The sequence below is a fragment of the Sulfitobacter sp. GN1-4 genome (genome assembly GCF_055693825.1).
This window is the reverse complement of the sequence record NZ_JBVFUQ010000003.1, coordinates 543,718-568,953: the sequence shown is the minus strand read 5'-3', so window position 1 is coordinate 568,953 and position 25,236 is coordinate 543,718. Positions and strand designations below refer to the sequence as shown.

Sequence of the window (25,236 nt, the reverse complement as noted above, 5' to 3'; positions counted from 1 at the left end):
ATGCCGCTCAATATCCTTTTCGCCGCCCGGCCTGAGCGCTGGGAGACCTATGAACGCCCCTTGCGCGATGCCCTGGCATCGGCCGGGATTGACGCCCATCTGTCGATGGAGATCCCCGCCGATGCGGTGGATTACATCGTTTATGCGCCAAATTCGGAGCTGCAGGATTTCACCCCCTACACCCGCGCCAAGGCGGTGCTGAACCTTTGGGCGGGGGTCGAGGCAATTGTGGGCAATGAAACCCTCAAGATCCCGCTGGCGCGCATGGTCGATCCCGGTCTGACCAAGGGCATGGTGGAATGGTGCGTCACCCACACGCTGCGCTATCATCTGGGCATTGATCAGGACATCATGCGCACCGATGCCAAATGGGAACCGCGCCTGCCGCCCCTGGCGTCAGAGCGGTCCGTGACCCTCCTGGGCCTCGGCGCTTTAGGGGCAGAGGTGTGCAAGGCGCTTGTCGCTTTGGGCTTTAACGTGACCGGCTGGTCGCGCAGCCAGCGCGATGTGCCCGGCGTGCGCTGCCTGTCTGGTGCGGATGGCCTGACAGAGGCGCTCAAGACCGCCGAAATCGCGATCCTGCTGTTGCCCGACACCCCCGCGACTGAGAACACGCTGAACGCTGATACCTTGGCGCAGATGCCCAAGGGGGCCTTTATCATCAACCTGGGCCGCGGCCCGCTGATTGATGACACAGCATTGCTGAGCGCACTCGACAGCGGCCAGATCGCCCATGCCACGTTGGACGTTTTCCGGGTGGAGCCTCTGCCCGCCGATCACCCCTATTGGGCGCACCCAAGCGTCACCGTCACCCCCCACATCGCGGCAGAGACCCGCGCGCGTACCGCGTCAGAGGTGATCGTGGAAAACATCCGCCGGGGCGAGGCAGGCGCGCCGTTTATCAATCTGGTGGACCGCGCGCTGGGGTATTGATGTCTTTGTAAAAGGATCTGCACGGAACCAAGGGCCTTCGGCCCGCCGTGCAGCGCCAGACCTTCCCTGGTCTGGCGCTTTGGCAAGGCTGGGCGACACACTGAAGCTCGGGCGTCTCTTTGGCAAAGATAAATTGCCACACCTCTAGGTCAGAAAGCGCCACCCCAAGGTCTGGCACCGCACGGCTCTGCCTGCCGCCTTAGGAACCCAAAACCCTACTTAAGTGTTAAATTCCCCCGAACCCTCTGTTCTCAAACCAAAACCCGGAGCTGTCCCCGCGGGGACATCCCCTCACGCCGCCAATCCACGCCCTTTCAGCAGCGCCTCAACCCCCGGCAAACGCCCCCGGAACGCCACATAAAGCTCTGCGGCATCCTGCGACCCACCGGTAGACAGGATATGCGTCTCCAACGCCTTGGCACGCTCCGGATCAAAGGCACCGCCCGCCTCCTCAAACGCTTCAAAGGCATCAGCATCCATCACCTCGGACCACATATAGCTGTAATATCCGCTGGAATAGCCATCCCCGGCAAAGACATGGGCAAACTGCGGCGTGGCATGGCGCATGCGGATCGCGTCTGGCATCCCCAACTCCGCCAAAACCTCGGCCTGTTTGGCCATCGGATCTGCTGGGGCCTCGCCATCATGAAACGCCAGATCCACCAGGGCTGAGGCCACATATTCCACCGTCTGGAACCCCATATCAAAGGTCGCAGCCCCCAGCACCTTATCCAACATCTCTTTGGGCATCGGCGCGCCGGTCTCCGCATGGGTGGCAAACTCGCCCAGCACCTCCGGCACCTCCAGCCAGTGTTCATAAAGCTGGCTGGGCAGCTCTACAAAATCTCGCGCCACAGAGGTGCCGGACACGCTTTCATAGGTCACATTCGACAGCATCTGATGCAGCGCATGGCCAAACTCATGAAACAGCGTGCGCGCATCGTCATAAGACAACAGCGCCGGATCGGCTTTGGCAAAGTTACACACGTTGATCACCACCGGCGTCTGCGCCTTGGGATACTTCGCTTGCGCGCGCATGGCCGAACACCACGCGCCTGAACGTTTGGAGCCCCGCGCGAAATAATCGCCAATAAAAACCGCCACATGGTTGCCGCCCCGCGTCACATTCCACGCCCGGCAATCGGGGTGATAAAGCGGCACGTCCAGTGGCTCAAACTCCAAACCAAATAGCCGGTTGGCACAGGCAAAAGACGCCTCAATCATCCGCTCCAGCTGGAAATAGGGCTTGAGCGCCGCCTCATCCAAATCATGCTCCGCCGCGCGGCGTTTCTCCGCGTAATAGCGCCAGTCCCAGGGGGCCAAAGGCCCGTTCACGCCATCGGCCTGCATCATCTGGGTCAACACCTGCGCATCCGCATCCGCCTGACGTTTTGCCGGGGCCCAAACCTCCATCAACAGCTGGCGCACAGCGGCTGGCGTTTTGGCCATCTCCGTCTCCAACTTGAAGGCTGAGAAATTATCATACCCCAAAAGCTGCGCGCGTTCCTCGCGCAAAGCCAATGTTTCTGCTGCGATGCCACGGTTGTCGGTTTCACCGCCATTGGCACCACGCGCCTCCCAAGCGCGAAAGGCTTTCTCGCGCAGGTCCCGGCGTGGCGAGAACTGCAAAAACGGCACGATGAGCGACCGGGACAGGGTCACCACCGGCCCACCGGCCGCTTTCTCCTCGCCCGCCGCGCGGGCGGCGTCGATCACAAACCCAGGCAACCCTTCCAGATCATCCTCCGCCAGCGGCATGAACCACGCGCGTTCATCGGCCAACAAATTTTGCGTGAACTGCGTGCCCAAAACCGCCAACCGCGCTTTGATCTCTTTCATACGCTCCTCTGCCGCCCCTTCCAGGGCCGCGCCTGCGCGCACAAAACCGCGGTGGGTCAGCATCAGCACGCGGGCCTGCTCATCGCTCAAGCCCAGCGTATCGCGCTGATCCCAAACCTCAGCCACCCGGGAAAACAGCGCCTTGTTGCTCGAAATCTCAGAAAAATGTGCCGCCAGTTTGGGCGAAAAATCCCGCTGCAACGCCTCGCGCGCAGGATTGCTGTCTGCCCCCGCCACGGTAAAGAACGTGCCCAGAACCTTGTCCAACCCCTCGCCTGCGGCCTCCAACGCCTCAATCGTATTGGCAAAGCTGGCAGGCTCTGTACCCTGCACAATCGCATCAATCTCCGCGTTATGCGCGGCCAAAGCCGCGTCCAAGGCGGGCGCAAAATCCGTGTCAGAGATGTGATCGAACGGGGCGATGCCAAAAGGCGTCTGCCACTCAGAAAGCAGGGGGTTTGTCATGGGGGTCTCCTTTGCTGAGAAGGTAGGGACCGGGCCGCCCAGTTGCAATTGCATAGCGCCGCCAAACACCCACAATCGCACCGCCCCCTTAGGGCGCGCGCCGCCCGCAACCGCGCTTCATCTTTCCAATACAACTTAACGCACCCGGCCTGCCCGAAATGGGACGCCAATGGGACAGCACAGCGCCCGCCTCAGGCCCCAGCGCCACAGGTCTCACACCCCGCGCGACGGCTCAGCGTGATGGTGCGGCTCTCGCCATAAAGCGCGTCATAGATCAACATCTGCCCGCGCGCAGGCGTGCCCGCGCCTGTGATCAGCTTGACCGCCTCCACCGCCATCATTGACCCGATCACGCCCGGCAGCGGTCCAATCACACCAGCCTCGGCGCAAGAGGGGGCCAGATGCGGGGCCGGGGCCTGAGGAAAGATGCAGCGATAACAGGGCGCATCCTGTGCTGGATCAAAGACCGACAGCTGCCCTTCCCATTGGCTGAGTGCACCAGAGATCAGCGGCACCCCCGCCGCCACACAGGCCGCATTCACCAGATAGCGGGTGTCGAAATTATCCGTCCCGTCCAGCACCAGATCATATTCCGCGATCAGCTCCGCCGCGATCTCGCCCGTCAGGCGACGGTGATAGGGGCGCACAGTCACAAAGGGGTTCTGCGCCTCCATCGCCAGTTGGGCGGAAAACACCTTGGGCGTTCCAATATGCGCGTCCGTATGAATGACCTGGCGCTGCAAATTTGCGTTGTCGACCACATCATCATCCACCACGCCGATGGTGCCCACGCCCGCGGCCGCAAGGTATTGCAGCGCAGGCGCGCCCAAACCACCTGCGCCGATCACCAATACCTTCGCCTCTTTCAGCGCCTTTTGACCGACGCCACCCACTTCGCGCAGCACGATGTGCCGGGCATAGCGGTTCAGCTCCGTTTCGCTGAAGGCTGCGTCTTTGGCGACATTTGTTTCCGCAACACCGCCGCCTGCTTTGGCACGCAAGCTCAGGATCACGCGGCGGTAGGCCCAGAACAGCAGGCCAAAACCGCCCAGGATCAACCAAGGCGCCGCAGAGCCGCCGGTGCCCACACGCAGCGGGTTGTCTACGGGAAAGGCCACCTGGATGCCCAGGATCGCCACATAAATCAGCGCCAGAAACATGCCGCGCACCTCAGCGCTGGCACCCATGCGCCCGCCGCCAAACCAAATCGCGGCCCCCAGCAGCAGCACGAGAAACATCAGGAAACTCCGGTCGATCCAAATCCGCCCGCGCCGCGATCCGTTTCGCTAAGCGCGCGGGCCAGGCGGAAGGTAGCTTGAACCACCGGCGCTGCCACCATCTGTGCGATGCGCATCCCGTGGGTCACTTCAAAAGCGGTATCACCGGTATTCAGCAAGATCACCCCCACGACGCCGCGATAGTCGCTGTCAATCGTGCCCGGTGTATTGGGCAGGGTGATCCCGTGCTTGAGCGCCAACCCCGAGCGGGGCCGCACCTGCACTTCAAATCCCAGCGGGATTTCCATGTGCAACCCGGTTGAGATCAGCGCCCGTCCCTGCGGGGGCACCATCACCGAACCTTCAGGAATATTGGCGCGCAGATCCGCGCCTGCGGCACCGGGTGTCTCATAGCTGGGCAACCCAAGCGCGGTGTCGGCCCCCTCAGCCCAGCTGAGCTTGATCTCCACCACGCTCATGCGAGCGCCTCAGCGATGCGGGCGGCCAGCTTGCGCGCAACTTCGTCTTTGGTCATCTGAGGCCAGCCCTCTGCCCCCTTTTCGGTGATCAGGGTCACAGTGTTGTCGCTGCCCCCCATGATGCCGGTTTCGGGGGAGACATCGTTGGCCACAATCCAATCACAGCCCTTGCGGGCACGTTTGGCGGTGGCGTTGACGATCACGTCATTGGTTTCAGCCGCAAAACCCACGACAAGCGCGGGGCGCCCCGTTTCCATCTGGCTGATGGTTTTGAGGATGTCGGGGTTTTCCGCGAAGGCGAGGGTGGGCAGGCCGTCTTTGGACTTTTTCAATTTGCGGTCGCTTGCGCCTTCAACGCGCCAATCGGCAACTGCTGCGGCAAACACTCCCGCGTCCACCGGCAGGGCCGATTGTACCGCCGTCAGCATTTCTGCCGCCGTTTGAACGCGGTGCAGGGTAACGCCTTCTGGGGGCGGCACATCTGCGGGACCGGTCACAAAAACCACATCCGCGCCCAGCGCCGCGAGAGCTTTGGCAAGTGCCGTGCCTTGCGCCCCGGATGAGCGGTTGGCGATATAGCGCACCGGGTCGATGGGTTCATGTGTCGGGCCGGATGTCACAAGCACCCGTTTGCCCTTAAGCGGGCCATCGGCCAGCTGCGCCTCAACCGCCGCCACAATCTCAAGCGGTTCGGCCATGCGGCCCGGGCCATATTCACCGCACGCCATGTCGCCATCGTTGGGCCCGACAAAGCGGATCCCGTCGCCTTTTAGCACCGCAACATTGCGCTGCGTTGCGGGATGATCCCACATGCGCACGTTCATCGCCGGAGCGACAAGCACGGGCGTATCGGTGGCCAATAGTAAAGTGGAGGCCAGATCATTTGCGTGGCCTTGCGCCATTTTGGCCATCAGATCGGCGGTGCCCGGAGCGACCACAAGCAGGTCAGCCACACGGCTGAGTTGGATGTGCCCCATCTCGGCCTCATCGCCCAGATCAAAAAGATCCTGGAACACTTTCTTGCCCGCCAAAGCGGACACTGACAATGGGGTGACAAATTCACTGCCCGCTTTGGTTAAAACCGGCGTTACCTCGGCGCCGCGTTCGCGAAGACGCCGGATCAGATCAAGCGATTTGAAGGCCGCGATGCCGCCGCCGATGATCAGCAGAATGTGTTTGCCTGCCAGCATGATGCGCCCTTTCACGGCCCCTTGGTTGGGGTCGAGCATAGGCCGGGTCGCGCGGGGGTGCCAGCCCCGACGGTTAGGCGAGGAAGTGCAGCACTTCGCGGCTTTGTCCCTCAAGGGACTTGCGCATTTTGATAAAGGCAGCCGCCTCCAACTGGCGCACACGCTCTTTGGACAGGCTCAGCTCTTCGCCCAGGCTTTCCAAGGTGCGCGGTTGATCGCGCAGCTTACGCTCGCGCACGATGAACTGTTCACGCTCGTTCAGCTCTTGCATGGCGGTCAGAAGCCAGGTGCGCAGTTGCGCGTTGTCGTGGCTTTCCTCCACACGCTCAGCGGCCTGCGCGCTGTCATCGACCAGCGCATCAATCCATTCGCGCCCCTCATCTTCTGTCGATTGGGTGGCGTTCAGGGAATAGTCAGACCCAGAAAGACGCCCCTCCATCATCTCAACATCGTGCAAAGGCACGCCAATCTCGGTTGAGATCAGCTGGCGCAGCTGGTGCTTGTCCAGCGTCTCACCTGCGGCGGCGGCTTCGCGTTCCAGCCGGGCCTGAACGCGGCGCATGTTGAAAAACAAGGACTTCTGCGATGAGGTGGAGCCGGTGCGGACCATGGACCAGTTCCGCATCACGTGATCCTGAATGCTGGCCTTGATCCACCAGACCGCATAGGTGGAAAACCGCACGCCACGATCTGGATCGAACTTGTCTGCCGCTTTCATCAGCCCCAGACCGGCCTCTTGGATCAGATCGTTCATGGGCGCGCCATAGCGCTTGAATTTGCCCGCCATTGAAATCGCCAGCCGCATATAGGCTGTGATCAAACGGTGCAGCGCCGCCTCATCCCGCTGGTCGCGCCAGGCATAGGCCAGCTCCAGCTCTGTATCAGCGTCCAGAAGCTCCGCTTTCATGGCGGTCCGGGTTAAAGAAAATTCACGTGCGGTCTGAACTGTCATCACTTGCTTCCCTGGAACTGCGCCCACCTTGTGGCGGGCCTTTACGTTGTGTACGCACGAGCGCATCAAAAGGTTCCCAGAAAAAATGAAGAAAATATTGCCTCCCTCCACTTTCGTCTTAGGCGGCGCGGCCTCTGGCAAATCGCAATGGGCCGAAGCGCTTGCGGAATCCGCTGGAAACGCAATGGTTTATGTGGCGACCTCCCAGATCTTTGATGATGAAACCGCGACCCGTGTGCAGATTCACAAAAAACGTCGCGACGGGCGTTGGCGCACGCATGAAGCGCCGTTTGATCTGGGCCCGGCCCTGGCTGAGGTGCGCCCGGATGAGGTGGTATTGATCGATTGCGCCACCATGTGGCTGACCAATCATCTGCTGGCTGAACATGATCTGCAGACCGCCACAGCGGCCCTCTTGGCCAGCCTGCGCGCCTGCCCAGCACCTTGGGTGATCGTCTCAAACGAAGTGGGTCACGGCATTGTGCCGGAAAACGCGCTGGCCCGACAGTTTCGCGAAGCGCAGGGTCGGCTGAATATCCAACTGGCCGCCGAAGCCGCGCTTGCGGTGCAGATCACCGCGGGCTTGCCGCAGATCCTAAAGGGAGAGTTGCCATGACAACCTGGCACTGGGTGCGGCATGGTCCGACCCATGAAAAAACCTTTGTCGGGTGGCGGGACGTGCCCGCAGATCTGTCTGATACCGCACAAATTGCCCGGTTGGACGCACATCTGCCGCAAAACGCCTTGATGATCTCATCTGATCTGATCCGCTGTGTGGCCACGGCGGATGCCATCGAAACCGCAGAGCGGCGCCGCATGCCGCATGACGCAAACCTGCGAGAGCTGCATTTTGGTGTCTGGGACGGGATGCACTTTAAAGAGGTCGCGGCCCGCGACCCTGAGCTCTCCCGCGCCTATTGGGAAACGCCGGGCGATGTGCAGGCCCCTGAGGGCGAAAGCTGGAACCAGACCACCGCACGGGTGAACAGCGTTGTTGATGCGTTGAACGCCGCGCATCCGGGCCAGCACATCATCGCCGTGGCACATTTCGGCGTGATCCTGACACAGGTGCAACGCGCCTTGGGGGTCACCGCCTATGAGGCGATGAGCCATAAAATTGACAATCTATCGGTGACAACGCTGCACCACACGGGCGGCAGTTGGACAGTTGAGCGCATCAATCACCTTCCGTGATTGGGGTGCGCACAAATCTGCGTTTGTCACTGGATACCCCGCGCGCCTAACCTCCGCCGCATGACTTATGATCTTTTTATCGGCGACCGTACCTTCTCAAGCTGGTCCCTGCGGGGCTGGCTGATGTTGGAGAAATTCAATCTGCCCTACAAGGCGCATCTTGTCGGGCTTTATTCCGGCACGATGGCCCAGGATTTGGCCCCGCTGGCCCCCGCCCGGCTGGTGCCCACGCTGCGACTGCCGGATGGCACGGTTGTGGGCGAAAGCATGGCGATGGCCGAAACGCTGGCCGAACGGCACCCGGACGCAGAGCTATGGCCAACTGACCCCGCCGCCCGGGCCACAGCACGCTGGCTTTGTGCTGAGATGGCAGCAGGGTTCACAGCCCTGCGCGGTGCCTGCCCCATGCAGTTGCAACACGTCAACGAAGGGTTTGAGGTGAGCGATGCGGTAAAGGCCGATCTGGCGCGGATTGAGACACTGTGGGCGCATGCCGCTGCCCTGCGCACAGTGCCCGGTCCGTGGCTCTTTGGCGCATATTCGCTGGCGGATGCGTTTTATGCACCGGTCTGTGCGCGGATCGTAGGCTACGACTTGCCTGTGTCAGAAGCGGCACGGCAGTACTGCGCGACAACGCTTGAGGATCCCGCGTTCAAGGCCTGGCGCGCGGAGGGGTTGAAGACCCGCTATGACCCCTTCCCCTACGACATGGGATTGAGCACACGGGCCTGGCCCGACAGCTGAGCCTGGGTTTTGTTGCGGTGGGGTTGTGCGGGACATTGCCCGCGCTGCCCCCGTGACCGCCCCGCCGTTAACTATTCCTCAACCAAGCCTGCCTACCGCTTAACCACGGGTTAACGGAGACGGCTATGGTGGCACGCGCCTATACAGTTGCCTTTCAAGGGGTAGAGGCCCGCATGGTCGAAGTGCAATGCGCCATCACGGCAGGCTTGCCCGCTTTTTCCATCGTTGGGCTTCCTGACAAAGCGGTCTCTGAGGCCCGCGACCGGGTGCGTACGGCGCTGACATCAATGGCGATTGCGCTGCCGTCCAAACGCATCACGGTCAACCTGAGCCCTGCGGACCTGCCCAAAGAGGGCAGCCACTTTGACCTGCCCATTGCTTTTGCCCTGCTCAACGCGCTGGGGATTTTGCCCGCCGACGTCACGGAAAGCGTTGTGGCCCTGGGTGAGTTGTCTTTGGACGGCACATTGATGCCCGTGATCGGCGCACTCCCCGCAGCGATGGCGGCCGCTGAACACAACCGCAGCCTGCTTTGCCCCAAGGGATCGGGATCTGAGGCGGCCTGGGTGGGGCAGGCCCAAGTCATCGCCGCCAAAAACCTTGGCGATGTGGTGCGCCACTACACCGGCCAAACCCCACTTGCCCCAGCCGAGCCGGGCGAAGTGACCCTGGACAGGGGCACCCGCGATTTGCGCGAGGTGAAAGGCCAGGAACGCGCCAAACGGGCCCTGGAAATCGCCGCAGCGGGGCGTCATCATCTGATGCTGGTGGGCACGCCCGGTTCTGGCAAAAGCATGTTGGCCGCGCGGCTGCCGTCCATCCTGCCCCCGCTGACCGCTGCTGAGGCGCTGGATACCTCCATGATACACTCACTGGCCGGTCTGCTGGATGAGGGCGGCATTTCACGCAACAGACCCTTTCGTGAGCCGCATCACACGGCCTCAATGGCGGCGATCATCGGGGGCGGGCGTCAGGCCAAACCAGGAGAAGTGAGCCTGGCGCATAACGGCGTGCTGTTTATGGATGAGTTTCCCGAATTCCCCCGCACGGTTTTGGAAACCCTGCGCCAGCCCATTGAAGCGGGCGAAGTGATGATCGCCCGGGCCAATGCCCATGTGAAATACCCCTGCAAATTCATGCTGGTGGCCGCTGCCAACCCCTGCAAATGCGGCTATCTCAGCGATCCTGAGCGCGCCTGCGCGCGGGTGCCACACTGCGGAGAGGATTACCTTGGCCGCATCTCTGGTCCGCTGATGGACCGGTTTGATCTGCGGGTCGACGTGCCCCCGGTGGCGTTCCGCGATCTGGATTTGCCACCCAGCGGACCCACCTCAGCTGAGGTGGCAAGCCGGGTGGCTGAGGCCCGCGCGGTTCAGGCACAACGCTTTGATGCCACCCCGGATGTGATCGTGAACGCCGATGCGGCAGGTGAGGTGCTGGAGGAGGTTGCAACGCCAGATACGCAGGGGCGCGACCTGCTCAACACCGTGGCAGAGCGGTTCAACCTGTCTGCGCGCGGCTATCACCGGGTGCTGCGGGTGGCCCGCACCATCGCGGATCTTGATGGATCAGGGACCGTTCGCAAACCGCATGTGGCAGAAGCGGTCAGCTTTCGCCTGGCAGAGACCCAAATCCCCTAAGCCCCGATTGAGCGGCTTGTCTTCGCGCCAATCCATCGCATTATGGGCTGCAGAACTGACGTCACCAGACGATCAATGTTGAGCGAACCTCTAATCTGCGAAAGGAACCCGGATGGCAGACAGCAACGCCTCCTTTTTGGCCATCGCTTTGTCGCGTAGCGTGCGCACACGGGCCGCCCGCATCGCCTTTGTCGTGGGGACCCTCTTGGCGCTGATCAACCATGGGGACCGTTTGCTTAGCGCGTCGGTTGATATGGGCACGTTGCTGAAAATCCTGCTGACGTTCCTTGTGCCCTATGGCGTGTCCACCTACACATCTGTGCTTGCCGTGCGCGACGGCAGGCAAACGCTCTCGCGTGGGGCGTAATCCCGTCAGAAAGGCCAGCCCATGAACATCCTTTTCATCATGTATGATCAACTGCGCTTTGACTACCTAAGCTGCGCGGGGCATCCGCATCTGCACACGCCGAACTTTGACCGTGTGGCCAAAAGCGGCGTGCGGTTTTCCAACGCCTATGTGCAGTCCACGATCTGCGGTGCCAGCCGGATGAGCTTTTACACCGGGCGCTATGTGTCCTCACACGGGGCGGCGTTCAACGGATTTCCCTTGCGGGTGGGCGAGCATACGATGGGCGATCATCTGCGCCGCAATGGCATGGCGTGCTGGCTGATCGGCAAAACCCACATGGCAGCAGATGCCGAAGGCATGGCCCGGCTGGGCCTGAGCCCCGACAGTGACATTGGTGCGCGGCAGGCGGAATGCGGCTTTGATGTCTGGGTCCGGGACGATGGGCTCTGGGCCGAAGGCCCTGACGGGTTCTACGATCAGCGCCGCTCGCCCTATAACGAATACCTCAAATCCAAAGGCTATCCGACAGAAAACCCCTGGGCCACCCATGCCAACGCGGGCGTAGACGACAAGGGCGATATCGCCTCTGGCTGGATGTTCCAGCACGCCGATAAACCCGCCAACATCCGCGAAGAAGACAGCGAAACACCCTGGCTGACCCAACGCACGATGGACTTTATCGATCAGGCCAAAGGCCCCTGGTGCGCGCATGTCAGCTACATCAAACCGCATTGGCCCTACATTGTGCCTGCCCCCTATCATGATCTTTACGGCCCCGAACATGTCCCCGCGCCCAAGCGCCATGAGGCAGAACGCGACAACCCCCAGCCGGTCTTCGGGGCCTATATGGAAAACCGCATCGCCCAAGCGTTTCAGCGCGAGGATGTGCGCCATAAGGTGATCCCGGCCTACATGGGCCTGATCAAGCAATGCGACGATCAACTGGGCCGGCTTTTGGATCACCTGGAGGCAACGGGCCGAATGCAGGACACGATGATCGTGCTTACCTCAGATCACGGGGATTACCTGGGCGATCACTGGTTGGGCGAAAAAGATCTGTTCCATGACCCATCGGTCAAAATTCCGATGATCATCTATGATCCGCGCCCAGAGGCCGACGCAACCCGCGGCACGGTCTGTGATGCGCTGGTAGAAGCAATCGATCTGGCCCCCACATTCCTGGATGCCGCAGGCGGCGCGGCCGTGCCACACATCCTGGAAGGCCGTTCGCTGATGCCCTGGATCCGGGGGAAACGCCTGACTGGCGCGATTATGTGATTTCTGAGTTTGACTATTCGCCAACCTCGCAAGGGGCCAAGCTGGGGCTGCGTCCCGATCAATGCCGCATTTTCATGATCTTTGATGGCCGCTACAAAATGATGCACGCCGAAGGCGGAATGCGCCCGATGCTCTTTGATGTGCAAAACGACCCGGATGAATTCGATGACCTGGCCAAAGGGGATGCGCATGACGCCGAAATCGCCCGGCTCTATGAGCGGTTGGCGGCGTGGGGCGGCGCTGCGCGCAACGGGTGACAATCTCAAATGAGGCCATCGAAAACATGCGCGGCAAATCAGGCCGCCGGGGTATTCTGCCTTTCCTCGTCGACGGCACGGAAGTGTCAGAAGACCTGACCGCCGCCTACCGGGGACGCGCGCAGAAAAACTACCTCGACGAATGAAGCGCCATTGCGGCCTGAGGCCTTGATGCGCCTAAAGGGGCGAACCGCGCCAAACGCCCGCCGCACCGTTCGCGTGTGGACGCGCCCCAACCAAAAGGCCGCCAAAAGGTCTCAAAACGCAGCCTAGAGAAGCCGCGATGCGACCAACCCGCGCTTCACCTTTCCAATAAAACTCACAGCAACGCAGTCACCTCTCCCCCCTCACCAAAGGGGCAGAGCCCTCACCGCAAGGTGGCCTTGATCCACCCCGCCAAAGCATCCAGCGTCCGCCGCGCCTCGGGCAGGATCGTGTGAAAGATCGGCCAGACATGGGGCAGATCGCGCTCTTGGGTAAACGCGACCTCCACTTCGGCTTCCTTGAGCCTGTCCACCATGCGCCGGGCGTCATCGCGCAGAATTTCCGTATCGCCCACCGCAATCCACACCGGCGGCGCCTCTTCGAACTTTCCAAAAAGCGGGCTTACACGGGGGTCCGTGGGATCCTGCGTGCCCAGATACATCTCACTCATCAGCGCTGCATTCTCTTGGGGCAGCAAAACCTCCGCCTCGGCATTGCTGTGAAAGCTCTCGCCGGAAAAGGTCACATCCGTCAGCGGTGAAAAACAAAACGCGGCCCCCGGCAGGTCATGGCCTTCGGCCAGCAGCACATGCAGCAACGACAGCGTCAGTGCGCCGCCCGCGCTGTCGCCCCCCACGATGATGTCGCGGGCAGGCACGCCTGAGGCAAGAAGCCCCAGATAGCCCGTCAACACATCCTCAATCGCCGCAGGAAAGGGATGTTCAGGGGCCAATCGGTAGCGCGGCATCACCGCGCGCGCCGCCAACCGCTTGCCCAAATGCGCCACCATCGCGGAATGGGTCAGCGGGCTGCCAAAGATGAACCCTCCGCCGTGGATATAGTAAATCACCTTATCACTGGCCAGGTTGGCCGGCACCACATCCAGCGCCTCCACCCGGCGGCCTTCATGTTCCAGCACCTGCCACTGCTTCTGGGTGCCACGCGGCGCATGAAAGAACAGCTTTGCATTCAGCTCAAATCTGCGGCGGATCGGCCCGGCCTGCGTGGCGCGCCGAAGAGCGGGTTTCTCAACCCATTTAATCCAGCGGTTCAGAAGTGGCGCGATGAGGCTCATCTGCAGCGGGTCTCAATGGCTTCCCAGATCTTGGCGGCAATGTTCACCCCATCAAAGCGTTCCAGCTCTTGGATACCTGTGGGGGAGGTCACGTTAATCTCGGTCAAATAGTCGCCGATGACGTCGATGCCGACAAAGACCTGACCCTTTTCTTTCAACAGCGGACCGATGGCCGCGCAAATCTCCAGATCGCGCTCAGTCAGGCCGATTTTCTCAGGCCGCCCGCCCACATGCATGTTCGACCGCGTCTCACCAGCAGCAGGCACCCGGTTGATCGCCCCCACAGCTTCGCCGTCGACCAAAATCACCCGTTTGTCACCATTGGAGACATCGGGCAGGAACTTTTGCACGATCAGCGGCTCTCGTGAAAATCCGGTGAAAAGCTCATGCAGGGAGGTCAGGTTGCGGTCATTGGCATCCAGGCGAAACACGCCTGCGCCCCCATTGCCGTAAAGCGGTTTCAGGATCACATCCCCATGTTTGGCCTTGAACGCTTTGATGGTGTCCAGATCACGGGCGATTGTGGTGGGGGGCGTCAGCTGGGGGAAATCCAACACCAGCAGTTTTTCCGGGTAATTGCGCACCCAAAACGGGTCATTCACCACCAATGCCTGGCCTGCGAGTTTGTCCAGCAAATGGGTGGACGTGATATAGTGCATGTCAAAAGGCGGGTCCTGGCGCAGCCAGACCACGTCATAATCGGCCAGCGCCACTTCTTTTTCCGGGCCCAAATCGGCATGCGCGCCTTGCACGCGCTGCACAGTGAAATCGTGGCCTCGGGCGGTGATCACCCCTTCTTGGAACGCCAGCTTGTCGGGTGAGTAAAAGAACAGGCTATGGCCTCGCGCCTGCGCTTCTTCTGCCAGGCGAAAGCTGCTGTCGGCGTTGATGTCAACGTCCCCAATAGGGTCCATCTGAAAGGCAATCTTCATCGGTCATTCCTTGTTGCGCCCTGCCTTCATGGCGCCCAGGGAATGTCGGTGCAACAGGCAGATGCAAATTGGAAAACACGATTGCTTTAAGCAGCGCCGGCAAAAGCCTGCGCCACCCAGCCGGCCAGCACGGGTCAGGCAAGTCCAGGCTCAGCCATGCCCGAATGCGTTTTCAATGATCTGGGTGTCCCCCTGGCCATCCACCAAGGCCACATCAAAGCGCACTGGTGTCAGACTGCCCGCTGGTTCAGACCCGATGAATTCCTCAGCGGAATGATAGAGCCGCTGCATTTGACGGTGTGACAGGCTTTCAGCGGCGCGGGCCAATGACCGGCTTTTTTCACCTCAACAAAAATCAGCCCCGCGCCATCGCGCACAATAAGGTCAACCTCACCGCCCTGGCCGCGCCAGCGGCGGCGGGCCACCGTAAACCCCCGGCGTTCATAATCCTGTGCGATGCGGTGTTCGGCAGCGACGCCTGCATGATAGGCCATCCGGCCACGATGATGACGCGTATCGCGATGAGACATAAAGCCCCCCTATTTTCCGAGTGCCAGCGCCGCCTGATAGACCTGGCGACGGGGCAGATCATGCGCCTTTGCCACCAGATCCGCAGCATCCCGGACCGACATGGATTGCAACGCCTGCCGCAGCTCAGATGCTAAATCCAATTGGTTAATCGAAGATTTACGCGCCCGGTCAATCAAGACGACCACCTCCCCTTTCGGGGTCTGTTGGGCATAATGCGCCGCAAGCTCAGCCAGCGTGCCGCTGCGCCGTTCCTCAAATTTCTTGGTCAGCTCCCGACACACCACGGCGGCACGTTCCGTACCCAGCACCGCCCCTGCATCAGCCAAAAAGGCCCCAAGCCGCTTGGGCGATTCGTAGAACACCAAAGTGCCGGGGATTTCACGCAGCTTTTCCAGCGCCGTTTGCCGCGCGCCTTTGGCGTTTGGCATAAACCCTGCAAAAAAGAACGCATCCGTCGGCAGGCCCGCAATGACCAGCGCCGTCAGCACCGCGGACGGGCCCGGTGCGCAGGTCACGGCCAGGCCTTCTTGGGTGCATGCACGCGCAAGCTCAAAGCCAGGATCCGCAATCAGCGGCATGCCTGCTTCTGAGGCATAGGCCACAGACTGGCCTGCCTGCATCGCGGCAATCAATTGGGCCTGCACGCCAGTGCCGCTGTGATCATGCAGCGCTTGGATGCGCCGCCCGGCCAGCGGGACGCCGTGGATGTCCATCAATTTGCGCAAAGCGCGGGTATCTTCGGCCGCCAGCACCTCAGCTGAGGCTAAGACATCCAGCGCGCGCAACGTGATGTCGCGCGCCGTGCCGATGGGCACGCCGACAAAGTATAAACCCGCCGTCAGAGGCACCTTTTGATAATTCACGCTGGACCCGCCTTTTGCACCCTATATGATCACGCCCAAGTGGCGCGCCGAAACTGCGCGGGCCAGACCTTGGTGGGAGTGAGTTCAAGATGATTGCGTTTTTTGATGCAGGCCGCAAGAAGCTGCGGCTGCTGATGATGCCTCTTTTTGCGGTAATGCTGGCGGCGTGTGATCCAGCAGCAATGGGTGGTTTGGCCACAACGGGGGGGCCAAAGCTCGACGCTAATGCGCCCGTGCCTGTGGCGCTGTTGGTGCCGCGCGGCGGCTCTGGTGGGGACAACCTTTTGGCGCAAAACCTTGAAAACGCAGCGCGTCTGGCGATGCAAAGCCTGGACGGCGTGAATGTGGACCTGCGGGTTTACGGCACCGCCGGGAACGCAGGCACGGCAGGCACAGCCGCCGCCCAAGCGGTCAGCGAAGGTGCCAAAATCATCATCGGGCCGGTTTACGGCGAAGCGGCCAATGCCGCAGGTGTTGCCGCAGCCCCTGCCGGGGTGAACGTGCTGTCGTTCTCCAACAACCCCACAATCGCGGGCGGCAACGTCTTTGTGCTAGGTCCAACCTTTGCCAACACGGCCAACCGGTTGGTGGGCTATGCCAAACGCTCTGGCAAGGACCGCATCGTGATCTTGCATGGGCAAGATGTTGCCGGGCAGTTGGGCCGCAACGCGATCCAGCAGGCGATTTCGGCCAATGGCGCCAGCCTGGCGGGCACGGTCGATTATGCGCTTAGCCAGGAGGCCGTTGTGGCCGCCGTGCCGCGTGTGAAAGCGACAGTGGATCAAACCGGGGCAAACGCGCTCTTTCTGACCACCTCATCGGCCTCTGCGCTGCCGCTATTTGCACAGCTGTTGCCTGAGGCAGGCATCACATCTGCAGCCACGCAATACATCGGCTTGACCCGCTGGGACATTCCGCCCCAGACACTAACCTTGCCTGGTGTGCAGGGCGGCTGGTTTGCCCTGCCTGACCCAAGTGCGACCTCTGCGTTCAAGCAGCGCTATGCGGCAGCCTACGGCGAAGACCCGCATCCCCTGGCCGGTCTGGCCTTTGACGGGATTGCAGCCGTGGGGGCCCTGGTCAAATCCGGGAAATCCGATGCCCTTTCAGGTGCCTCTTTGACCCAGGGTGCCGGTTTCCGCGGGGCCAGTGGTATCTTCCGCCTGCGCCGGGACGGCACCAATGAACGCGGTCTGGCTGTGGCCACGATCCGCGGACAGGGCGTTGTGGTTCTGGAAGGCGCGCCACAGGCCTTTGGTGGCGCTGGTTTCTGATCTTGGCCACCGACGCCGCAATAGATGAAGCAACAACAGGCGCGGCCCCGCAGCCGCGCCTGATTTGCGATCCTGCCCTGATTTTCGACCCAGACGAGGTCAAAGCGCAGTGGCAAGCCGCCTGTGCCCCCCTGCCCGAAGGGGAGCGCCGGGCGGCAGCTGTTCAGGTTCTGGCCGATGTGCAGCGGCGCGGCCGGGCGCAAATCGCCGAGAGTTTTGCCGCCAACCCCTTTGATGCCCGCGGCATGACCCGCGCTTATACCTATCTCACGGATCATCTGGTCAGCACCGTGTTGGAGGTGGCGCGCACCCAATTGCACCCCAAACCCAACCCCACCGAAGGCGAACGGCTAAGCGTCATTGCCGTTGGCGGCTATGGTCGTGGGGAAATGGCGCCATTCTCGGATGTCGATCTGCTGTTTCTGATCCCGTACAAAGCCACCGCTTGGACGGAAAGCGTGGTGGAAAGCATGCTCTATATGCTGTGGGACCTGAAGCTAAAGGTCGGCCACGCCACCCGTACCATCAAAGATTGCCTGCGGCTTGGCGCTGAGGATTTCACCATCCAGACCGCGCTTTTGGAGCATCGCTTCATCACCGGCGACACCGAACTGGAAGCCAAACTGCGCCAAGCGTTGGCCAAGGATCTCTTTGCCCACAAGGGGCGCGAATTCATTGAGGCCAAGCTCAGCGAACGGGACAAGCGCCACATCAAGCAGGGCCAACGCTATGTGGTGGAGCCCAATGTGAAAGAGGGCAAAGGCGGGTTGCGTGACCTGCATTCGCTGTTCTGGATCGCCAAATACATCTACAAAGTGGACCACAGCCGCGAGCTGGTGGACAAGGGCGCGTTTCGCGCGGAAGAATACGATGCCTTCAAAGCGGCAGAAGATTTTCTCTGGGCGGTGCGCGGGCACCTGCATTTGCTCACAGGGCGCGCCACAGAACAGCTGACATTCGACATGCAGGTTCAGGTGGCCGAGGCCTTGGGCTTTGTCGATACCGGCGGGCGGCGCGGTGTAGAAGTTTTCATGCAAGCGTTCTTTCGCCACGCCAATACGGTGGGTGAGCTGACGCGGATCTTCCTGACCAATCTGGAGGCCATCCACGTCAAGGCCGAACCCCTGTTGGAGCGCATCTTTCGGCGCAAGCCGCGTATGAAGGCGGGCTATGAGCTGGTGCACAACAGGCTGGCCATTGCAGATGATGCGGCCTTTTTAGCAGATAAGCTGAACATGATGCGGCTTTTTGAAGAGGCGCTGCGCACCGGTACGCTTATTCACCCAGATGCGATGCGGCTGGTCAAAGCCAACCTGCATCTGATTGATGACGACCTGCGCCAAAGCCCCGAAGCGCAGCGGATTTTCTTTGACACCCTGCTGCGGCACGGCAACCCCGAACGGGCCTTGCGGCGGATGAACGAGCTGGGCGTGCTGAGCGCCTTTATCCCGGAGTTTGAACCCATCGTCGCGATGATGCAGTTCAACATGTACCACAGCTACACGGTGGATGAGCATACCATCCAGACGATCCGCAATCTGGCGATGATCGAACGCGAAGAACTGGTCGAAGAACTTCCGGTGGTGTCGTCGATCCTGAAAAAAGGCGTGAACCGCAAGGTGCTTTATACCGCGCTGTTGCTGCATGACATCGGCAAGGGCCGGCCCGAGGATCATTCGATCCTGGGGGCCAAGATCGTGCGCAAAGTCGCACCGCGCCTGGGCCTGAAACAACGTGAGGTCGACACCGTCGAATGGCTGGTGCGCTATCATCTGCTGATGTCTGACATGGCACAGAAACGCGACATCGCTGATCCGCGCACGGTGCGGGACTTTGCCAAGGCGGTCCAAACCGTTGAGCGGCTCGATTTGCTGTGCGTGCTGACGGTCTGCGACATCCGAGGTGTGGGGCCTGAGACCTGGAACAACTGGAAAGCGGTGCTGATCCGCGCCCTTTACCGCCAAACCGAACGCGCGCTTGAAACCGGGCTTGAAGACCTGAACCGCGAAAACCGCGGAGCGGAGGCGAAACGCGCCCTGCGCGACGCGCTCAGCGATTGGCCGCGCAAGGCGCTGCAAACCGAAACCGCACGGCATTACGACCCCTATTGGCAAGGCCTGCACGTCACGGCCCATGTGGCCTTTGCCAAACTCTTTCACGAAGGCGACCCGGATGGCATCCGGATGGACCTGCATCCCGATGAAGACCGCGATGCCACCCGCGCCTGTTTCGTGATGCCCGATCACCCCGGCATCTTTGCGCGGCTTGCCGGGGCGCTGGCGCTCGTTGGGGCCAATGTGGTCGATGCGCGCAGCTACACCACCAAAGACGGCTATGTCACCGATGCCTTCTGGATCCAGGATGCCGAAGGCAAACCCTATGAGGCGCGCAAGCTGCCGCGTTTGCGGCAAATGATCGAAAAGACCCTGGGCGGTGAAGTGGTCGCACGCGAGGCGCTGAAATCGCGCGACAAAGTCAAGAAACGCGAAAAAGCCTTTAAGGTGCCCACCCATATCACCTTTGATAACGAAGGCTCTGAAATCTACACGATCATCGAAGTGGACACCCGCGACCGGCCTGGGTTGCTCTATGATCTGGCGCGCGCGCTGGCCGCCTCAAACGTCTATATCGCCAATGCGGTCATCGCGACCTACGGGGAACAGGTGGTCGACACCTTCTATGTCAAAGACATGTTCGGGTTGAAATACCACTCCGAAAGCAAACAACGCACCCTGGAAAAACGCCTCCGGCAGGCGATCATCGACGGGGTCGAACGCGCCGCAGATTGACCCATCCTTCTGGGCTGGAGCCGCCGTCGCTTGAGCACTGGCAGGCCAGGGACAGGCGGACGGGGCAAGATAAATCGCGGAGGGACCCAGCTTGCTGGGAGACCGCTATTTGTCTTGAGCCTGTGCGCCTGTCCCTGGCAAGGCAGAGATCAAGGGAGGGGGGCTCCAGCCCTTCTGGGATGGTGAGCCTGAGCCTTGGCCCCGCCAACCAAACCCCTGAACGGCTCCCGCAAGGCACACCCATCAAACGAGTTTTTTCAAAGATCCTCTGGAAGGTCCCAAGGTGCCGCACTTTGGGCATGGAGGTTTTTCACCGGCGCATAGGCTGCGGGATCGTCCAGTGATGCTGCATGAACGTAGATCCGGTCAGACATCCGTGCGCTTCTGCGGGTCATAGGCGCGCCGCAGGTCGTGCAAAAGGAACTCCAAGTGGGCTGACCAGAACCGCCCGTCATCTCATAAACCCGCAATGGCCCGTCAATCTCCATCCCGTCGCGCGCCAGCGGCATCATTTCTGAATGACCCGTGCCCGTCGCGTGCTGGCAGTCTGTGCAATAACAGCGAAAAGGGTCAGCTTCCAATGTGCGCCCCTGATAGGTCACCGCGCCGCACAGGCACCGTCCTGTGATCAGCTTGCTCATATTTGTGTCCCCCCGCTCAAGCACCAAAGCAGTGAGGTTTATAACGGCGCACCCCTCGCGTGACAGTCTCAGCTTGATGGCGCAGCGCACCGTGTTTTGCTTTGGCGCCGATGGCAGCCATCCTAGTCCGGTGGCGCGTTTCTGCCAAGGTTGCCGTTCCCGCCTCTGCTGCCAGTGGGCCGATCAGAAAGGCATGGGGCACGCATTATGCGTGCCCCCGCCCCTCACAAGCCAATCGCCATGTCCGCCAGCCAGATCCACAGCGGGATACTCAGGATGGCAACAGGCGTGCCAAGCCCGGTGGAGGCCCCCACATAGGACGACGGGTTCGCCTCTGGCAGGGCGCCGCGCATGGTGGGCGGGCCAGAGATGTCCGAGCTGGAGGCCGCCATCACAGACAACAAGACCACACCGCCTGCAGAAAACCCCGTAAAGTGATGCGCAATTAGGCCTGCGCCAAACCCCAAAAGACCATGGATCAGCGGCGCGGACAGGCCATAAAGCACATAGGCATGGGCAACTTTGCGCAGCTCGCTCAGCCGTGACCAGGCCTCCATGCCCATCACCAGCATCAGCACGGACAACAGCCCCCGGAAAAGCGGCTCGTAAAAGCTGGCGTAAACGGTTTCTGGCCGGGCAAAGATGCCAATCGCCAGCCCCAGCAGCAGCGCTGAGATGGCAGCCGACTGAAAGGTGTCCCGCAGGATGCTGCCGACGATTTTGCCGTCAAACCCGGCCCCACCTGCACCGCCCATCGTGACCGTGCCGCCGGTCCCTGCCGCTGCGGCCTGACGGGCGGCTGCCATCCGGGCCAGCACGATGGCAGTGACGAGGGCTGCAATGTCCATGAAAGGATAGAGCGCGCCGATAAAGCCTTCGTAGCGGATGCCTTCGGCATCCAGCATCGCCATACCCGCCGCCAGGGTGGAGGCCGACACCGCACCAAAGACACCCGCCGTGGCCATGCCGTCCATCTGGCTGACGCCGCGCCACCGCGCCAGCGTGCCAAACCCGATCAAAACGATCCCCACACCGACCAATGCAGCCAAGACCGCAGGCACGGCCAGCGCGATCAGATCCGCTTCACGCACCGATATGCCAGCACCCAAACCCACTTTGAGCAACAGCAGCATCACAACAAACTTGTAGACCGGTGCGGGCACCTCCAGCTTGCTGCCAAGCGCGGCCAGCATCATGCCCCCGATCAAGAAGGCCAACGTGGGCTTTTGCATTTGCGCCACGACGGTGGTGGCAATATCGGCGATCATATCCATGGCGCGTCTCCTTTGTGCGTTCAGGTCGATATGGCGGTGCAGTGGGAAGAATAAAAATATATCTTAGATGTAATAACGTTCTATAATACTGAACTATGGACACGCTGAACTATCACCACCTGCGCTACTTTCATGCCGTCGCGCATGACGGCAACCTGACGCGCACCGCGCAGAAGTTGAACGTGTCGCAATCGGCTTTGTCCATGCAAATCAAAACCTTGGAGGAACGCCTGGGCCACACGCTGTTTGACCGGGTAGACCGCAGCCTTGTGCTGACTGAGGTGGGGCGCATCACCTTGGATCATGCCGACCGGATCTTTGGCACCGGGGCCGAGCTTTTGGCGACGCTGGCGCAATCGGGGCGAAGTGACGCACCTTTGCGGGTTGGCGCGCTGTCCACGCTGTCGCGGAACTTTCAGATGCGCTTTCTAGACCCGCTGCTTCAGGCCGGACAGACGCAAATCGTGCTGAAATCCGGCAGTGCAGAGGTGCTTTTTGCCAGTCTGACGGCGCTGGCCCTCGACGTTGTGCTGACAACAGAGCCGCCCAAAAACCTGCGCGATGTGGGCCTGCGCGCGCACCGGATTGATGAACAACCCGTGGGGCTGCATGGCCATGCCGAAAGGCTGCAGCACGACAGCATTGAGGCGCTATTAGAGAATGAGCCCCTGATCGTGCCCACAGGCAGCTCCATCCGCAGCGATTTTGAAAGCTTTGCCGAACACCTGGGCGTGACCCCTCGGATCATTGCAGATGTCGATGATATGGCGATGGTTCGGCTGTTGACCCGCGCCAACGTCGGGCTGGCGCTGGCCCCTGCGGTTGTCATGGCCGATGAAATCGCAAACGGGATGCTACACACCGCGCCCTTTGATCTTAATCTGGTCGAAAGTTTCTATGCCGTCACCGCCCGGCGCACCTTCCCGCATACGGCGCTGGACCGTTTGCTGGTTCAACCCAACGATTGAATGCGCATGGCTTGCAAGCTAAGCCTGTCAAAACAGAGCAGCGAAAGCACCCTATGAAACCCATCCGCCTTATGACCGGCTTTTTCACCGTGGGGATGTGGACATTGCTCAGCCGGGTTCTGGGCTTTTTGCGCGAAGTGCTGTTGCTGTCTTTGATCGGACCCGGCCCTGTCATGGACGCATTTGTGGCCGCGTTCCGTCTGCCCAATATGTTCCGCCGGTTCTTTGCCGAAGGCGCGTTTAACGCCGCATTCGTTCCGATGTTTTCCAAACGCTATGAAAGCGGCGAAGGGGCGGGCAAATTCGCCCAGGACGCCTTTGCAGGGTTGGCTTTTGTGGTGCTGATCCTCGTTGGGCTGGCGATGGTGTTCATGCCTGCGCTGGTTTGGCTGACCGCCGAAGGCTTTTCCGGCGATGCGCGGTTTGACATGACCGTGGGCTTTGGGCGCATTGTCTTTCCCTACATCCTTTTCATGTCTTTGGCGGCGCTGTTTTCAGGCGTATTAAACGCAACCGGGCGCTTTGCCGTGGCCGCGGCAGCACCGGTTTTGCTGAACATCTTCGTGATTGCAGCCATGCTTGCCGGGCAGCTTATCGGAGGCGAGGTGGTCACCTGGCTGATTTGGTCCATCCCGCTGGCCGGTGTGGCGCAGCTGGCCCTGACGTGGAAAGCGGCAGCGGATGCGGGCTTTGCCCTGCGCCCCGCCCTGCCCCGCTGGAGCCCTGAGATGAAAGCGCTGGTGGTGATCGCTCTGCCTGCGGCACTGGCCTCGGGCGTGATGCAGATCAACCTTGTGGTGGGGCAATTGGTGGCCAGCCAATATGACGATGCGGTGTCCTGGCTGTTTGCAGCCGATAGGCTTTACCAACTGCCCTTGGGTGTTGTGGGCATTGCGGTAGGCATCGTCTTGTTGCCCGATCTGTCCCGCCGGTTGCGCAGCGGCGATGAAACCGGTGCGCGCCATGCGCTTAGCCGCGCGGGAGAATTCGCGCTGGCGCTGACGATCCCCTCAGCCGTTGCTTTGGTGATCATCCCACAAACCCTGGTTTCGGTCCTGTTTGAACGGGGCGCATCTGATGTGGATGACACTGCCGCCATTGCCGCTGCTGTGGCCATCTACGGTCTGGGTCTGCCCGCCTTTGTTTTGCAAAAGGTACAACAGCCCATCTATTTCGCACGCGAAGACACCCGCCGCCCGTTCTATTATGCGCTGGTCGCGATGATCGTGAACGCAGTGGCGGCGGTGGGGCTTTCTGTCTACTTGGGCTGGATCGCCCCGGCGATTGCCACCACCCTTGCCGGTTGGGTCATGGTGGTCTGTCTGGCCCTGGGCGCACGGCGTTTTGGGCAAACCGCGCGCTTTGACGCACAGTTGCGCCGCCGGATCTGGCGGATCATCGCGGCCTCTGCGGTGATGGGCGTGGTGCTGTGGTTTGCAGATGAAGCCATGGTGGGGCTGTTGAACACCGCCTACTGGCGGGTGCTGGGCCTGCTGGTGCTGATTATGCTTGGGATGGTGAGCTTTTTTGCGGCAGGTCAGCTTTTTGGCGCGTTCAAACTGTCTGAGTTTCGCGCCGCGATGCGCCGCTAGCGGGCCAGCCTAGCGCCGCCGCATCCCGTCGCGCAGCCGCGCAAAAGCACCGGGGGCCAGCACGAAACAGGCCAAAAACCCGATGATAAAGCCCAAAAGCTCTGCCACCCATTGCAGGCCCACTTCAAAGAATATGCCCCAGACCAGCTGAATGCCCATCAACAAGGCAATCAGACTGAAGGCGCGGTATTGCTGCAACCCAGTGCCCGACAGCTTGACCCACATCACATAGGAATAGCCGCCGATTAGCCCGTACACCCCAGGATAGGCCCCCGTCAGCCAGGTGGGATCATTCAACAGCAGCGCATAAAGCGCCGCCCCCCCGCGCTGGACATCAAAAACAGCGCCACGAACGTCAGCTGGCCCATCGCTTCGCTCACCAGTTTGCCCAGCGCCACCAGCAATACGACGGCAAAAAGCGCATGGGTAAAGCCCAGATGCACGAAGGGATAGCTAAACAAACGCATCACTTCGCTGAGCGGCCATTGCCCATTGAGCCACATCCAGTCAAAGATCTGGCCCGAAAACCCGTAATCCCGGATCAGCCCCAAACGCC

Annotated in this window: 20 protein-coding genes and 3 pseudogenes; 11 read left to right on the top strand and 12 right to left on the bottom strand. The window is 61.1% G+C overall.

Annotated elements, in window-relative coordinates:
* Positions 1 to 933 (top strand): 2-hydroxyacid dehydrogenase, encoded by a 933-nt coding sequence (locus ACZ1HM_RS03375; RefSeq protein WP_472741192.1) that lies wholly within the window; start codon positions 1 to 3, stop codon positions 931 to 933.
* Positions 934 to 1,224: 291 nt separating this feature from the next.
* Here ACZ1HM_RS03375 and ACZ1HM_RS03370 read toward each other — a convergent pair whose 3' ends face one another.
* From ACZ1HM_RS03370 to ACZ1HM_RS03350, 5 genes are all read right to left on the bottom strand, one after another.
* Complete coding sequence (locus ACZ1HM_RS03370; RefSeq protein ID WP_472741191.1) at positions 1,225 to 3,237, bottom strand: M3 family metallopeptidase; 2,013 nt, start codon at positions 3,235 to 3,237, stop codon at positions 1,225 to 1,227.
* Between the two features lie 191 nt (positions 3,238 to 3,428).
* Positions 3,429 to 4,475, bottom strand: coding sequence for a HesA/MoeB/ThiF family protein (locus ACZ1HM_RS03365; RefSeq protein ID WP_472741190.1), 1,047 nt, complete (start codon positions 4,473 to 4,475; stop codon positions 3,429 to 3,431).
* Entirely contained in the window at positions 4,475 to 4,933 is a 459-nt protein-coding gene (gene dut, locus ACZ1HM_RS03360; RefSeq protein WP_472741189.1) for a dUTP diphosphatase, read from the bottom strand. The genes ACZ1HM_RS03365 and dut overlap by 1 nt, the downstream gene beginning before the upstream one ends.
* A complete protein-coding gene (gene coaBC / locus ACZ1HM_RS03355) occupies positions 4,930 to 6,123 on the bottom strand; it encodes a bifunctional phosphopantothenoylcysteine decarboxylase/phosphopantothenate--cysteine ligase CoaBC (RefSeq protein ID WP_472741188.1) in 1,194 nt (397 codons plus the stop codon). The genes dut and coaBC overlap by 4 nt, the downstream gene beginning before the upstream one ends.
* Positions 6,124 to 6,196: 73 nt before the next feature.
* Entirely contained in the window at positions 6,197 to 7,075 is an 879-nt protein-coding gene (locus tag ACZ1HM_RS03350) for an RNA polymerase factor sigma-32 (RefSeq protein WP_472741187.1), read from the bottom strand.
* A gap of 85 nt (positions 7,076 to 7,160) precedes the next feature.
* Here ACZ1HM_RS03350 and cobU point away from each other — a divergent pair, with 85 nt between their 5' ends.
* The 6 genes and pseudogenes from cobU (at position 7,161) to ACZ1HM_RS03320 (ending at position 12,683) form a co-directional block, all read left to right on the top strand.
* Positions 7,161 to 7,691 carry a bifunctional adenosylcobinamide kinase/adenosylcobinamide-phosphate guanylyltransferase gene (gene cobU, locus ACZ1HM_RS03345; protein ID WP_472741186.1) on the top strand — a complete coding sequence of 177 codons (531 nt, stop codon included), beginning with the start codon at positions 7,161 to 7,163 and terminating at the stop codon, positions 7,689 to 7,691.
* The gene (locus ACZ1HM_RS03340; RefSeq protein WP_472741185.1) at positions 7,688 to 8,269 is read left to right on the top strand and encodes a histidine phosphatase family protein; all 582 of its coding nucleotides are present in this window, start codon (positions 7,688 to 7,690) and stop codon (positions 8,267 to 8,269) included. Before cobU ends, ACZ1HM_RS03340 begins: the two co-directional genes overlap by 4 nt.
* Positions 8,270 to 8,329: 60 nt before the next feature.
* Entirely contained in the window at positions 8,330 to 9,013 is a 684-nt protein-coding gene (locus ACZ1HM_RS03335) for a glutathione S-transferase (RefSeq protein WP_472741184.1), read from the top strand.
* Between the two features lie 125 nt (positions 9,014 to 9,138).
* Positions 9,139 to 10,653, top strand: coding sequence for a YifB family Mg chelatase-like AAA ATPase (locus ACZ1HM_RS03330; protein WP_472741183.1), 1,515 nt, complete (start codon positions 9,139 to 9,141; stop codon positions 10,651 to 10,653).
* Positions 10,654 to 10,765: 112 nt separating this feature from the next.
* Positions 10,766 to 11,020, top strand: a complete 255-nt coding sequence (gene nrtS, locus ACZ1HM_RS03325; protein WP_472741182.1) for a nitrate/nitrite transporter NrtS — start codon at positions 10,766 to 10,768, stop codon at positions 11,018 to 11,020.
* Between the two features lie 21 nt (positions 11,021 to 11,041).
* Positions 11,042 to 12,683: pseudogene (locus ACZ1HM_RS03320) on the top strand (sulfatase-like hydrolase/transferase).
* 221 nt (positions 12,684 to 12,904) lie between these two features.
* Here the strand turns inward: ACZ1HM_RS03320 and ACZ1HM_RS03315 are convergent.
* From ACZ1HM_RS03315 to rsmI, 4 genes and pseudogenes are all read right to left on the bottom strand, one after another.
* Positions 12,905 to 13,816: an alpha/beta hydrolase gene (locus tag ACZ1HM_RS03315; RefSeq protein ID WP_472741181.1), complete on the bottom strand. Its 912-nt coding sequence runs from the start codon at positions 13,814 to 13,816 to the stop codon at positions 12,905 to 12,907.
* Entirely contained in the window at positions 13,813 to 14,748 is a 936-nt protein-coding gene (gene gshB / locus ACZ1HM_RS03310) for a glutathione synthase (protein ID WP_472741180.1), read from the bottom strand. Before gshB ends, ACZ1HM_RS03315 begins: the two co-directional genes overlap by 4 nt.
* A 150-nt stretch (positions 14,749 to 14,898) precedes the next feature.
* Positions 14,899 to 15,278, bottom strand: a pseudogene (locus tag ACZ1HM_RS03305) (YraN family protein).
* Positions 15,279 to 15,287: 9 nt separating this feature from the next.
* Positions 15,288 to 16,142 carry a 16S rRNA (cytidine(1402)-2'-O)-methyltransferase gene (rsmI, locus tag ACZ1HM_RS03300; protein ID WP_472741179.1) on the bottom strand — a complete coding sequence of 285 codons (855 nt, stop codon included), beginning with the start codon at positions 16,140 to 16,142 and terminating at the stop codon, positions 15,288 to 15,290.
* A gap of 89 nt (positions 16,143 to 16,231) precedes the next feature.
* On the opposite strand from rsmI, the gene ACZ1HM_RS03295 reads away from it, so the two are divergent.
* Together ACZ1HM_RS03295 and ACZ1HM_RS03290 are read left to right on the top strand one after the other, a co-directional pair.
* Positions 16,232 to 17,416, top strand: a complete 1,185-nt coding sequence (locus ACZ1HM_RS03295) for a penicillin-binding protein activator (RefSeq protein WP_472741178.1) — start codon at positions 16,232 to 16,234, stop codon at positions 17,414 to 17,416.
* Between the two features lie 2 nt (positions 17,417 to 17,418).
* A complete protein-coding gene (locus ACZ1HM_RS03290) occupies positions 17,419 to 20,205 on the top strand; it encodes a [protein-PII] uridylyltransferase (RefSeq protein WP_472741177.1) in 2,787 nt (928 codons plus the stop codon).
* A 257-nt stretch (positions 20,206 to 20,462) separates the two neighbouring features.
* Here the strand turns inward: ACZ1HM_RS03290 and ACZ1HM_RS03285 are convergent, their stop codons facing one another.
* Positions 20,463 to 20,846, bottom strand: coding sequence for a GFA family protein (locus tag ACZ1HM_RS03285; RefSeq protein WP_472741176.1), 384 nt, complete (start codon positions 20,844 to 20,846; stop codon positions 20,463 to 20,465).
* Positions 20,847 to 21,070: 224 nt separating this feature from the next.
* Positions 21,071 to 22,120 (bottom strand): sodium-dependent bicarbonate transport family permease, encoded by a 1,050-nt coding sequence (locus ACZ1HM_RS03280; protein ID WP_472741175.1) that lies wholly within the window; start codon positions 22,118 to 22,120, stop codon positions 21,071 to 21,073.
* Between the two features lie 95 nt (positions 22,121 to 22,215).
* Between ACZ1HM_RS03280 and ACZ1HM_RS03275 the strand changes: the two genes are divergently transcribed.
* Complete coding sequence (locus ACZ1HM_RS03275) at positions 22,216 to 23,088, top strand: LysR family transcriptional regulator (RefSeq protein ID WP_472741174.1); 873 nt, start codon at positions 22,216 to 22,218, stop codon at positions 23,086 to 23,088.
* 53 nt (positions 23,089 to 23,141) lie between these two features.
* Positions 23,142 to 24,680, top strand: coding sequence for a murein biosynthesis integral membrane protein MurJ (gene murJ / locus ACZ1HM_RS03270; protein ID WP_472741173.1), 1,539 nt, complete (start codon positions 23,142 to 23,144; stop codon positions 24,678 to 24,680).
* Between the two features lie 9 nt (positions 24,681 to 24,689).
* Here murJ and ACZ1HM_RS03265 read toward each other — a convergent pair.
* Positions 24,690 to 25,147, bottom strand: a pseudogene (locus ACZ1HM_RS03265) (rhomboid family intramembrane serine protease).
* Positions 25,148 to 25,236 lie beyond the last annotated feature (89 nt).